Here is a 13949-nt window from a genome sequence, read left to right on the forward strand (position 1 = left end):
CAGAGCAGGGAGGCGGTGCCTTCCTGCTCTGCTTCATCGTGTATTACTTACTTCGCTCCTATCACCTTAATCCAGCTCACCCCCGGCGGCTTGGTAGTTGCCGGCAGCGTAATCCCAATCCAATCCAGTATACTTGCCGCCACATCCAGGTTGTTAGGCCCTGGTGTTGTACCCATCAGCACATTCATCGCATCCCAGCGGTATTTACCCACCACAGTAAAATTCTGCCTGCTGCTGCTTTTGTCGTACAGCACATTGCCCGACTCCTCATTACCAGACCAGTTACCAATCACATTAGCCGCATACGGACTGGCAGGATCTACACCATATATCTTTGCATTGGCCAGAATGGCCGCATCTGATAATACAGTATTGTAAATATGCAGGTCTATCAGGTACATGTCGATTTCGTTATTGTCGTTATAGATCACGGGGCGGTAACCGATAATCAACGGTGCCTGCGATTCTATTTTAGCCTCTCCTTTTTTGATGGTGGTAGTACCTTTGGCAGTACCGTCAATATACGCGCTGGCCGTATAGGTATGCCCGTTAGTAGCATCATAGGTATGTTTCAGTGTAGCCGTGATCGTATGCCAGTTGCCATCACTGATGCCTACGCCGGGGCGTACTTCATTGGCATTTTTCCCATCCTGGTAAGCGAACGCAATGCTGGTACCATCTCTGTAAAAACCCCATCCGGCAATCGTACCATCCAGTGAATCAATTTTACTCAGAAACGGCGGATAACTGTAGGTATAGTTACCACGTGGCCCTTTGTTGAAACGCACTTTCGCCTCAATGGTCATTTCCTTGTCGCCCAGGTTATAAATCCCGCCATCATTGTTTTCTGCGCGGATGTAATTACCGGCTCCGCCGGTATAACGAATAGCTGAAGCATGGTAGCCGGGGCCATCCACACGACCCGGTGTAATTACAGGACTGTAATAAATCGTCATATTATCCCTTTCGTAGTGCGAGGCGCCTCCCATCATGTTGAGATAGCCACCGGTAGTATTCTGGATCACTACCAGCCATTCTTCCTTCGCACTGTCTTTCCTTGCCTGTAAAGCCTTGATCACCTCGCCGATACGGGCATCCACATCCATAATGGATTGGCGATATTCCGCATTGTCCATAAAACCCGTCTTTTTACCGGTAACTGCAGGCCCATTAAAATTCACAATTACGATGTTGGGATCAGCAGCTGACAATTCTTTGATCGCTTCATCCGCTACCCCTTTATCTCCTTTGGCAGGATCTACGTTAACGATCTTGTCGGCCACGTTCATCGTGAAATAGTTGAGGTCAGCCCATTGCGAGATACTGGTGATTTTGGCGCGGTTATCATCTTCCTTAATATAATACAAAAAGCTATTGTAGTATTTGATAGGATCGTGACTACCTTCCACAGAACGCGGTATCAGCGTACTGTCCACCACTTTGTGCGACTGCACCGGAAACCCTGTCATCAAAGAAGACCAGGTAGAACCTGCGGTATTGATGGTATCATTCATTCCGGAAAAAGTATACACGCTCTTCGGCAGCAAACCCGCTATTACCGGTGGCTTGTAAGTATCCACCAGTCGCGCCACTGCGCCATCAATACCGATGAGCAGTACTTTCCTTTCCTTCAGGGAAGGACTACCAATGAGTTGCGCGGAAGTATCCGTATCGTAACGAACCGGCGCCACTGTTTCCCTGGTGCAGGCCGTCATTCCCATCACTACGGCTAATATGCCTGCCAGTCCGTATTTTATATAATTTGTTGCTAATTTCTGCATAAGATACATTCGTTAAGAATGAAACAAACGGTTAAAAGAATTTAAGCCACAGGCGACCTCCGATTTCCCAGTCAGGATTGAGATCCAGATTGAGCCAGTAAGCAATCTGATAGCACAGATCAGTGTTGTTTGGCGGGTTCTGTTTATCCGCATTACCTGCACATGGCAGCACATAGTTCATCGCTTCCCAGGTGAAGGTGCCGTTTACTTTAAAATCCTTTCCGGCAGCAGCAGGCACCGCATTCCTGAGTACATTCCCCTTACGTTCGTTTACTGGCCACCAGCCAACGAGCTTGGAGAGGTAAGGATGCTGGTCCAACACATTCGTGCAGCTAAAAGCAGCGATGGTAGCGGCAGGCAGCGTATCATTCCAGATACGCACATCAGCCATATAGATCGTAACCGGTGTATTGATGGAACCAGGAATAAAGCCTATGGTAAGCGGTGCAGTGCTGTTCAGGTTACCGAACTCGGTTACGGTGACAGCATTGTTATATTTACCATCAGTATAGGTTGAACATACTCTTACATTATTTGCTTTGGTGGCAAATACGCAGGTCAGGTGGTGCCAGTTACCATCATTGATATCCGCCCCCTTAGCCTGTAAATTTTTAGTAGCACCTGTACCGGAAAGGTTAATCATCCAGTAGCTGCCTTCCTGGAAAAACGTCCATCCCACCTGCCCGGCTGCAAAGCTGGCGCGCTTGGATAAAAATCCCGGATAGGTTGGATTACTGCCCTTTGGTGTTTTCACCTTACACTCCACGGTAAACTGGTTAGCGGAGGAAGGAGCACCGAAGTTGTAAGCTGTGGCATCATTCAGCACGGCGTTTACCGTTTTTTCATTCTGCTCATTGAACTTGATACTGGCCGGAATGGTCTGCGGCTGATCAATCTGGTAGCGGAACAGGTCAGGGCAATAGTAGAGGGAAAAGCTGTTCATTTCGGCATCGCTGTCGGAACCGTAGGATTTATCCAGGCCACCGTGGGTGGACTGCACTATCACCAGCCAGTTTTCGTTCTGGTAATCAGGGCGACTGTTAATCGTTTTCAGCAGTTCCCCGATATAGGCATCCACCTGGTTGATGGCGGCCGCATATTCAGGGATGTAGCTATAGTAACCGTATTGTTTGCCTGCTTTGTTGATACCGTTGAACTGTACAAACATCAGGTCAAGACTGTCATTTTTGAGGCGGTTCACCGCTGAATCCAGGACGGCTTTATCATCATCCTTCGTAGTAACTTTTGTAGTGGCATCAGCCAGCAGCGTTTTATTTACTGCATCCCATGCTGTTACGGAAATGGTTTTCAGCGCACGCTTGCCGGTTTTTTTAATGAGGCTCAGGAAAGGGGCATACCTGGCACCGCTGGTAGACCTGGCCACCAGCGAGCTGTCACGGATTTCATTTTTTGCATAAGGTACGCCGGTGTACAGGGTCGCCAGTGAAGCACCATCTGTAGTAACCGTATCGGCCCTGGTATCGTAGCTGTAAGTACTGTGTGCCAGCATTTGTGTAATCACCGGTGGCGCCACGGCTTTCACCTGTTTGCCGGCCAGGCCGTCCACCACAATCACCAGCACTTTACTTTTATCAGTAAACTTAGGTTTGTCCGCCGTATCGCCCGGCACCTCTTCTATTTTAGAGCAGGCTGTTGCCAGCATAGCAATGGTAGCGGCGCAACCCAGGATATATTTCACTTTTTTCATGCTTTCTTTTTTAGGTAGATGTTAACGCAGCAGGATTAGCGTATATCGTTTAGCCATATCTGTTCGGTCAGCAACGGAAGGCCTAGTCCCAGGACTTCACCCCTCGCGGTGGGCGATACGTTGATGCCCCAGTAGCGGAAAAACGGATAAAGGTCTTTTTTAGCATACTTGCTGGCAGCCACGTAGAAGAAATCTTTCTTCACCACATCGATATAAATCTCACGTTCGGTATGGCGCGCTTCGCGGCAGATATACCCCATCATGCCATAACCATATTTCTGAAACAGCTGTACAAACGGTACAAGACGCTGAAATACATCTGTTACCGTTACAAACGTTTTCCCGGTACTATCCTTCTTCGCGAAGTCGAGCGCCGGCTGCACGAAGTTTTGCTCTGCATCGTATATGCGTGGTGGTTTGGTACCAAAGCGATTAGCGATCTTAAATACAAACAGGTTGTTAGAGGTTTCTGTGAGCGCATCTGCACCACCCCAGCTCCAGGTGTTGATCATCTGGTAGTTGTGGCCGATTTCATGGCAGGGGCCCCAGCTGGCGCCGCGACTGATCACCGCCGTATCGAGAAAGTCGGAATGCCAGTCCAGGTATGCCATACAAGGATAGCCGCTATGGCCGCTACCCAAAGATATCTGGATATCCAGCACAAAGCGGTGCGGCGTGCCTGGTGCCTGATCAATTGGGTCAGCCGGGTTATCAGAAAGGCCATACCAGTCGTTGTAATCCTTTTCAATCACGTCGTCCCACTTTTTCATCACTGCTTCGGCGTTGAAAGTATTGAGCAGTCCCACCAGCACCTTACGGTACATGGTAATGATGAAACGTTTACCGCGCAGCTCCACCACTGGCACCTGCGACTTACGGACGGCGTCTTTCCAATCAGCGTCTGTAGTTTCTCCCAAAATAAAATCAGGGGATTTACACACATTACTGAAGGTAACGGTTACCTTTTTGGGTGCGGGACCCGTAGGAATAAGGTAAATAGGACCGCCGTAGATATTACGGATATAGTTCACGCCCGGCAGCACGGTTTTACGGGTAACGATGACGCCTGCACGCAGCTGTGGCATTTTACCATTGATATTATCCGTATGTGCACCTACCTGTACAGTCATCCCTTCAGTACCCTGTGGCACCACTATCTTAATCAGCTCACCGGGGCCGGCATAAAAGCCGGTACTGAACCAGTTACCCGGAGGGGAAGCAATGCGGAGCTGCGGCGACACCAGCTTGTAGTTGAGGTCGATGGTAACGGAAGCATCCATCAGTCGCGGCTCCACCACAGATACCAGGCCCGGAAATTTACGGGCATCCGGAAAACCGCTGCTGTCGATGCGTGATAAGCTGGTATCGATACTGCCGATGCCGGTGGTGTCTTCCACCAGCGGCTTATCATACCCGTCTTCATAATTATATTCCTTTGTACAGGCCACAAGCAAGCTTCCCAGCACCAGTACGCCCGCCAAAGGTTTTATATCGAATATTTTCATGTGCGATTATTTTAGTTAATAAAGGAACATTACTGGTTGATCTGCGGGAAATCGCGGTAAGTGGCAGGCCATGTTTTACCATCCAGCTTCCAGTCCAGGCTCACCGGCTGTTTCATCCAGTTGTATATTACCATCGGGATATCTACCGGGTTAGGTACATATCTTTCGAAATTGGGAATAGCCGGATACAGGTAACCACTTGGGTCCGCAAATTCATCCCAGGTATAGGTACCTACCAGGTTGTAATTACGTTTGAATGGGGAGAGATCTACAAACTGTTTGCCGCTGCCTTCCATACAGGACCAGTAGCCAATCAGCTTACTGTAATAAGGGTGTGATTTATTTATAGACGTTCTTTCCGCCCAGGTTTTGATCACTTCCTCTGGTAGTGCAGCGTTCCAGATACGTACATCCGTGATGTAAGCATTGAGCCAGGTGGTGCTGAAAACTTCCGGGAACGGGCCAATAATGGTATTGGCAGTGGAGGTAATGCTCGCGAATTTGGCGTTGGCAATAGAGCCGCTTTTCACCAGCTTACCATCTACGTAAAAGGAGGTCATCAAACTGGTACCACTCGGGCGTACTACACCGGTGAGTGCATGCCAGTTACCATCCGGGTAGTCGGGATCAGAAGGGAGTTCTGATTTCACGGAACCATCTGCTACATAAAAAGCAAACTTGTTCCCATTACGGAAGAATGCCCAGCCTGCAGTAGAGCCTGACCTGGCACTTGTTTTACCGAAAAATGGCGGGTGGCCATAACTATAGTTTCCGGAAGCATTTTTGAGCATCTTTATTTTACACTCAAAAGTCATCTCTTTGGTAGTGATATTAAATGCACCGGCATCATTGAGCTCTGCGCGATTGAAGGCACCTGTGGTTTTAGGATCGCCCTGCATACGCACGGCTCTTCCTTCGTAAGCCACACGGATTTTTTCCGGCCTGGCGATAGGGGCTGCCACAAAGCGCGGGTTATAAAAGAAAGTGAAGCTGTTAAGCTCCGGCATACTGAATACCGTACCATCATCCTCCCCTGCAGGCAGTGTCCATTTACCGCCTTTGTTGGAAGAAACAATGACCAGCCAGTCTTCCTTTGCATAGTTCTTACGGGCACGGAGTGCGGTGAGGAGTTTACCTACCTGCTGATCGGCCTGTTGAATAGCGGCTACATATTCAGGGATAGATTCGTCGTAGCCGTATTGTTTGCCTACCTCATCTACATCATTATATTCTGCGAAAATAACGTCGGCTTCGTCTTTGGCCAGTTCTGCCACTGTATTGGCGGTTACTTCCTCATCCGTGGCCAGTACTTTATTAACGTCCATATTATTACCAATCAGTTGCTGGCTCAGTGCTGCGGAGGCGCAGAAGGCCGCACTGGACTGAATTATACCGGCATCTTTGAGGCGTTTGGTAAACAGCGGGTAGTCGGTAAGGTTAGCTTTGGAAAGATCTTCGTCTGTCACCCCATTTTTAGCAGGCAACACGCCTGTAAGCATGGATGCCCAGTTGGCGCCGTTGGTACCGGATGCATCGGACACGCCTGCCCAGGTGTACACGGCGCTGTCGCGCATGCCCCATAGCACAGCAGGCTGGAGTGATCGTACGGTATTGCCTCTTACCCCATCCAGCACAACAAACAGTACTTTTCGTTCTCCGGTGGTCAGTGCAGGATCATTTTTATAATCGGTGCCGGACAGCATATCGGATTTATCCTTGTTACAGGATACCGTGGTGATGATGGCGGCCATTCCCAGCAATGAAATGATCTTTTTCATATGATTGAATGATTGTGGTGTTACAGATATTATTTAGCCAGTACCAAACGGAAGATGTTCCCAACATTGGTGTTATCAAATGAAGGAATGAATCCGTGGATCATTACTGCCGTTTCTCCTTCTGCCGAAGTGGTTTCCAGCATACCATACACCACACCGGTCAGATCGCCGGTATTGTTGTAGGCGGTTGCATAGGAACCATCTGCATTGAGTATGACCAGGCCTTTTTTGCTGCGGGTACCATATTTTTCAAAGGAGCCGCTGGTCACTACCATGCCGCTTTTCAGCTGCAGGGCGTATAAAGGATAGCCATTCACAAATACATCCGTCTGGAAGTTGGTCACCGGGGAACCGTCTTCGTTCAGCAGGATCAGTCCATGACAGGCCTGTCCGTTGAAGCTGGTGAAGTTACCAGTGATCGCAAACTTGCGGGTAGCTTTATTGAAGGTGATGGAGAATACATCGCCATTGGCACCGGCGCCTGCCTTAAAAGTATTATCTACCCGGCCGTTGGCATCCAGGCGTACAATGTTGCCGGCAGCCACCCCATCAAAGCGGGGAAATTTACCCACTATCACCAGCTTACCGTCGTCCATCAGCACGGCATCAGATACAAAGCCATCTGCACCGGGCAGGCCTTCATGGTTGCTGAGATCGTAGTGATAGGTGGAATCGAGGTTACCATCGAGGTCCATCGCCATTACGGTATGAATTCTACGCATATCCGTTACCCTGGCTGTGCGGGTACTGGATTTGTAATATATCTGCTGATAGAGACCCATGCCTCCAAATGCAATTACGCGACCGTTTTGCTCAAATATTTTTGTGGGAGCAGAACTGGTACCACCGTTGAAGGAGGATACTGTATCTTTCGACAATGCCTCGGTCATATCCGGCAGGCCGGCATCCGGATCATAATTGTATTCTTCCGGGATCACTGTTTGTACGGTGGTATCTATTTTTCCGGAGATATTAACGCGTGCGAAATTAAAGAGGCCCTTTTTGTAGCCATAGGAGTTAAATGAACCAGCTACAATAAAGCGTCCATCGTCCATTTCAGCAGCGGAGTAGATGCGTCCTGTGCGTCCGGCAGCGGAGTCGGTATTCATATCCGTTACATACTGCCCGTGCTTTTCGATTTTAGCGATGCCATTGAGCCAGTTACCCTGTCCGTTACTGTTGTACAGGCGGAAGGCACCTGTGAGCAGGAAACGATTATCGGAAGTAGGAATTATCTGGTAGATGGGAGCATCCGTACCACTGCCCGATTTGAACGTATTATCCAGCTTTGCCTTACCGTTTACACGAAACAGCGGCGCAGGAAATATCTGCGCGCCAATAGCCGCCCAGCCTGTACCAGAGTTGGCCGTTGCCGGCACCGTAATGGTAAGGGTGGAATCCGTGATATTAGTGATGGTAGCTAACTCCCCGTTCTGGTAAAAACGAATGGAGTCTTTATACGCCATTAAACCCGTTACCCTATAGGTAATTTTTTCACCTGGCGCACCGGAGGAAGGGGTAGGCAGGGCTTCACTGAACTTTACACCCAGCTGTGGTTTACCACCAGCGTAAGGGTCAGGGAAGAATTTGTCATTATCTTTCTGGCAACCTGCTACCAGGCCGGCTGCCAGTGTGATGAACATTATTTTATTTCTCAGTGATACTGTCATGTTTGTAATTTGAAGTGTGACTACTTACCGGTGTATCCATAAAACAGGCAGCGATTGTAAAAATCAAACACCGAAAATCCGAAGTCGTGCGTGGCCGTTGCCAACGCATGTACTACGCCGTTGGTAGGTTCAATATTCACTGATGCTACCGCGGAGCTCATGAAGATGCCCGTTTGCTGCGGCGTAGGTACGTAGGAAAGAAACAGCTGCCTGTATCCCACGTATTTTGCGGAACCTTCATCGTGGTACACCACACCGATATGCATGATCACATCATCATAGGATTTCATGTACACGCCCGGGTAAGTGCTGAAAAATGCCCAGTCCACCTGCGGAAAATCATTGAGCTTATACTTTCCGCGGAAAATATATTTCCCCAGCATTTCGCGCCATACAGCTGCCGGCACCTGTTCCAGTGTTTTAATGGTGTCTTTGCCGGATTGGTATAAAAACGCGTTGGTTTCGTGGATGGTGCTGTCGATAGACATGTCGTTGGGAGCGAAGAAAGTCACCTGTTCTTTGCTCAGCACATCTTCCAGCTTAGCGAGCTTAATCACTTTCACCAGTTTGGTGAAGTAGTCGCTACGTGCTTCCAGGTACTGCATAATGGTACCATCATACTGTCCTTTTGCCAGGCCGGTATCCTGGTAGTAATCCTTCTTACAGGCACTCAACAGCATCACTACTGCTGCCACACCGATCACGATTGAGAAGAGTTGTTTTTTCATTTTCATCTGTGTTAAGGGTTAGCGCCAGTATTCGTTGAGTGTCATTAATGGGTTATTGTCGAGTGCACTTTCATCGATGGGCCAGGTCCAGGCGCCGCGCAGGAAGGCCGACTGGCTGATCGGTGCGGTGCAGTATTCTGAGTTCAGGACACGATGCGTACGTACGAGGTCGTAGTAGGCGTGCCCCTCTCCCATCAGTTCTTTTGCGCGCTCCCAGAAGATGGCATCCTTCAGCATATCTCCGCCGGCACCTACATACAGGGGTGTTTCCGCCCTGGCGCGTACCAGGTTCATGAGGCGGATGGCTTCCGGCTCAGTGGCACTGCCCAGTTCCGCATTGGCTTCTGCAGCGAGCAGAATAGCATCTGACAAACGGAAAAAGATGAGGTTACCATCAAAAGCAATGTTACTGCCTGCGTTAGCGGCAAACTTGCGGAACTCTACCAGGTTGCCATTGGTATACATGGTGTTTACATCAAACCACATATCCCTTCTCTTGTCGGCGATGCCCAGCGGATACATCTTCTTCATAGAAGCTGCCACAGGGGCCACGTAAGCATAACCACTACCGGCGCCGTGTTCCAGCACGTTATCATTCAGGTACTGGTAACCTAAACCACGTACCTCACCATAGTTCACGTTTTGAGTGAATTCAAATAATCCTTCTTCACTACCGCCTCTGAACAGGGTTTTAAATTCGGAGATGGTCAACAGGCGATACGCCCCGTTGTTTTGCTCCAGCAGCTCCTTACCCAGGTCCACGGTGGCTTTATAGTACTTATCCTTGTTTACTTCATCGAAACCGGCGTTCCACATGTTCATGTGCATCATCAGGTCCAGTGCGGCACCGCGGGTAGGACGCACGGCCTTCATTTTCGTATTGGTGTACGCCCATGGCAGATCGTCTTTTACGGATGCCAGGTCAGCAATACAGGCATTGAGTACGTCCACAAATTTGGTACGGCCAATAATTTTATCGAAGTACGGTTCATTGTAATAAGGCACGTCGCCGTATAAACGAACCATGATAAAATAGAGGAAGCAACGCACCCATACGCCTTCTGCGCGGTAACGGCGTTTATCCGCATCCGATAGTTCCGCAGTGGAGATATCCATTACGTTATCCTGGAGGATGCCGGCCGCCTGAATTACCTTAAAGTAAGGGGCCCATTTGCGGATATCATCAAAGTGGAAAAACTGGTTCCAGTAGTCGTGCACATTGAGTGAACGCATATCATTATACACGAGGTAATCGTAGTAATACCTGGTTCTCCAGGTAGCCACTGATTTCGCTGTTTGCCGGTACACACCGCAGCGGAATTCTGCCGCCAGAAAAAAGGAGTTATTCAGCAGGATATCTGCAATCTCCCCGTAAAGGTTATTGGTAAAACGCTCTACGTCATCTCTCGTTTTCCAGAAACTAGCACCGGACTCCTTCACAGGACTTTCCGCGTCCAGGAATTTTTTACAGCCCGACTGGCTGGTGCAGAGCAATACTGCCATTCCTATCCCGATTAGTAAACGCTTCATATATCTGGGTTTTATTGCTTTTCGTTAAGGTTAAGATTAGAACTGTACGTTAAGACCTACGGTCACTGTTTTACGAACCGGGTAGCCATCTTTCTGGTCGCGGCCCAGCGCAGATACTGCTTCCGGGTTAGGACCACTGTATTTGGAGAAGATGAACGGATTGGTAACAGTTAAATAAGACCGGCAGGAAGTGACGCCCCAACGGATAGTTCTGTCGCGCGGAATAGTGTACGACAGCGTGATGGTCTGTATCTTGAAATAAGAGCCATCCTCTTCAAACAACGTCTGGTCCACGCGGTAAGGCCGCACTTGTCCCTGGCGTACATAATCAAACGGATTCGGATATTTCGCCTTATCCCCATTCTTGCTCCAGTAGATGTAATCATCCAGTGGCACCAGCGCCATGTTGGTATTGGTAGGATTGGAATATCCTTCAAATCGGTATTGCACGGCGTTGTTCAGGATAGACCTGATGGCCGTGTAGCTGGCCGTGATGTTCATGGACCAGGAGCCATAGGTGAGGTAGGAGGTTAAACCACCGGTGATCAGCGGCTGACTATTCCCTGCATAGATGTAATCCAGTTCGTTGATGATGTAGTCCCCGTTCAGGTCTGTCCATATCGGATCACCGGGACGGCCCAGCATAAAAGCATTACCGGCATAATTCATCACCATAATAGGGCGGCCGGTAGCAGGGTCCACCTGCACATCCGCCATGGTGGAATAAGCACCGCGGGTATTGAGCAATACGTTGGTGAAGGTATTACGGCCTACACGGCGCAGGATGCTTTGCCGGTTAGTACTATCGTATTCCAGCATTTCACGGGCACCATTAGGGAGATATCGGACATAGTCCTTGTTAATGGCTCCGTTAAATCCTATAGTCCACTGTAGTTTACTGGTTTTGGGGAGAGGACGGTAAGTGAAATCCCACTCAAAGCCCACGTCCATTAAGCCTGCATCGTCACTCCAGGTTTCCTTGAAACCACTCGTGTTTGGCAGGTCAACCTTAATGAGACTATTATCTACATACTTCAGGTAGGCATCCAGCATTACGTTGAATTTACCGTTCCACAAGCCGATATCGATACCACTGTTAAACTGTGTGGTGGAGAGTGCGCGGAGGTGGTTGTTAGGCAGCAGGCTGTAGTCGATACCGCTCATAGGCTTGTCGTTATAGCGGCCGCCGTTGCGGTCGTCATACGTACCGTATGCATAGAAGATGTTACCCTGTGGCACTACGTTACGTCCCCAGGTGAGGCGGATGTCTGCGTAGTCGAGCCAGGTTTTATCCTTGAAATAATTTTCCCGGTTGATATTCCATTTGAAACCGAAAGAAGGGTTGTTGGAAAACGGTGTTTTACGACCCAGCTTCGAGGAGGCATCTCTGCGGAAAGAAACATCGAGGATGTATTTATTCATGAAGCTGTAGGTAGCGCTACCTGCCAGGCCCATATCCCTTTCGTCTGCCGCATTATCCAGCACACCACCGCTGCTGAAGCTGGAAGAGGAGCCCAGCGGTCCTTTCAGCTCATCGCTGGCCGTACCGCGCAGGCGCAGCTTACTGGCCTGTGCACCTGATTTCCTGAGCTCATTGAAGAAGTAAAAACTCAGGTTATGCTTTTCATTCAGGGTTTTGAAATAGTTCAAACCGCTGCGACTGTACAGGGTATGACGGCGACCATTATACGCTGTTACCTCATCGAAGTTGTTGTTGATGGCGGCAGGGATAAAGTTATCTTCCGTTTCGCCGGTGTAGTTATAGCTGAAGTTGGTAGTGGCATGCAGGCCGGGGATTACTTCATAGTCCACGTCCACACTGCTGAGGATATTCGCCGTTTTGTTGATGTTATCATTACGCAACGCAGCTACTGCATTGGCAGAAGCGGAGTAGAAGGAAGGCGCCGGCAGCAGCGACGACTGGTTACCTGCCTTACCTACGTCTGACTGGGTGATACCGTTACCGCTACCCTTGCTGTTTTGCCCCATGGCAGCCTGTATGGAAGCATATACCTTCAGGCGGTTGGTAGGGCGGTACTGCATGTTGGTGTTCATGTTGTAGCGGTTGAAGTCCGTATTTTTCAGGATACCGCTTTCCTTGTAGTAGCCGAGGTTCACTTTGTAGTTAAAGCGATCGTCACCACCAGAAACACTCATATTATGCGTGGTATTGTAGGTGTATTTGTAGAACAGACCCTGCCAGTCCGTAGAGTTGTTGTAGTACGGGTTCAGGGAATCGGCCAGGAACGGTGTTCTGTTGATCAGTTCCTTTGCCCATGCCAGAGTATCCGTATAGTTCAGAATTTGGTTGATGCGCATCTGGCGTTCTTCGTTACCGCCGATCACCTTACGAAGGGTAGGTGGAATGCTCACGAAGAAGTTACCGGTATAGGACACGATAGGTACTTTCGATTTACCTCTTTTGGTATTGATGATCATTACACCGTATGCACCCCTGGAGCCGTACAAGGCAGTAGCCTGCGCATCTTTGAGGATTTGCACGCTTTCGATATCTTCCTGCGGAATGAGGGAGAGTGGGTTCAAACCGGGGCCTGCCTGGTTAAAGCCGTATTCGAAGTTAGTGTTGGGATCTACCGGCACCCCGTCGATTACAAACAATGGAGAAGTAGGTGTTAAAAATGCATTGTCACCTGAGCCGCTGATGGTCATAGTGCTCAAACCACGCATCTGGATGGTACCGGCATAACCAGGTGCACCGGTGTTATTCTGGATGTTCAAACCAGCCACTTTACCTTGCAGCAGTTCCATCACGTTGGCTACCGGTGCGTTTTGCAGCTCTTTACCGGAGATCAGCACCGTAGAACCGGTTACCGTTTCACGGGATTTACGCTGGTAACCGATTACCACCTGTTCATTCAGTTTATTTTCTTTCACGAGCAGGTATATACGCATTAACTCTCCCGGTTTGGCTTTTACTTTCATGGGGTTATAGCCCATGGATTGAAAAGTTAATTCGGAGCCTTCCGGTACTACCACCACGAAGCTACCATCGCCATTGGTAGTACCTACCCCTTTCGGTGGCTTACCTACCAGAATGGGCACACCCGGAACGCCGGTATTGGCGCCCTTCTCGTAAACAATCCCCCGTACGGTTACCATATTCGTTTGTGCCACCGCGCAAACGCTCCACAGTAAGGTTAGTACCGTTAAGAGTTGTTTTATCTTCCCTGGTATAATTGCAGACTTATACATTAAGGTTTGATTTTTATCATTGATAATTTTGGTTCA

General features: G+C 49.2%; 8 protein-coding genes. All 8 read right to left on the reverse strand.

Annotated features, from left to right (window positions below; translation table 11 throughout):
- Window positions 1-47: 47 nt before the first annotated feature.
- From BUB18_RS10550 to BUB18_RS10585, 8 genes are read right to left on the reverse strand one after another with little or no spacing between them, the layout of a single operon-like run.
- Window positions 48-1781, reverse strand: a complete 1734-nt coding sequence (locus BUB18_RS10550; protein ID WP_178372117.1) for an alkaline phosphatase family protein — start codon at window positions 1779-1781, stop codon at window positions 48-50.
- 31 nt (window positions 1782-1812) lie between these two features.
- Window positions 1813-3489, reverse strand: a complete 1677-nt coding sequence (locus tag BUB18_RS10555; RefSeq protein WP_073080577.1) for a LamG-like jellyroll fold domain-containing protein — start codon at window positions 3487-3489, stop codon at window positions 1813-1815.
- Between the two features lie 35 nt (window positions 3490-3524).
- Window positions 3525-4994, reverse strand: coding sequence for a M60 family metallopeptidase (locus BUB18_RS10560; protein ID WP_073080579.1), 1470 nt, complete (start codon window positions 4992-4994; stop codon window positions 3525-3527).
- Window positions 4995-5023: 29 nt separating this feature from the next.
- Window positions 5024-6772, reverse strand: coding sequence for a LamG-like jellyroll fold domain-containing protein (locus tag BUB18_RS10565; RefSeq protein ID WP_073080580.1), 1749 nt, complete (start codon window positions 6770-6772; stop codon window positions 5024-5026).
- Window positions 6773-6801: 29 nt separating this feature from the next.
- Window positions 6802-8442: a DUF5008 domain-containing protein gene (locus BUB18_RS10570; protein ID WP_073080582.1), complete on the reverse strand. Its 1641-nt coding sequence runs from the start codon at window positions 8440-8442 to the stop codon at window positions 6802-6804.
- 20 nt (window positions 8443-8462) lie between these two features.
- Window positions 8463-9170, reverse strand: a complete 708-nt coding sequence (locus tag BUB18_RS10575) for a fasciclin domain-containing protein (RefSeq protein ID WP_178372118.1) — start codon at window positions 9168-9170, stop codon at window positions 8463-8465.
- Window positions 9171-9188: 18 nt separating this feature from the next.
- Window positions 9189-10700, reverse strand: coding sequence for a RagB/SusD family nutrient uptake outer membrane protein (locus BUB18_RS10580; RefSeq protein ID WP_073080586.1), 1512 nt, complete (start codon window positions 10698-10700; stop codon window positions 9189-9191).
- Window positions 10701-10736: 36 nt separating this feature from the next.
- The gene (locus tag BUB18_RS10585; RefSeq protein ID WP_083549734.1) at window positions 10737-13913 is read right to left on the reverse strand and encodes a SusC/RagA family TonB-linked outer membrane protein; all 3177 of its coding nucleotides are present in this window, start codon (window positions 13911-13913) and stop codon (window positions 10737-10739) included.
- Between the last annotated feature and the right edge of the window lie 36 nt (window positions 13914-13949).

The organism is Chitinophaga jiangningensis, assembly GCF_900142605.1.
GTDB classification, from domain to species: domain Bacteria; phylum Bacteroidota; class Bacteroidia; order Chitinophagales; family Chitinophagaceae; genus Chitinophaga; species Chitinophaga jiangningensis.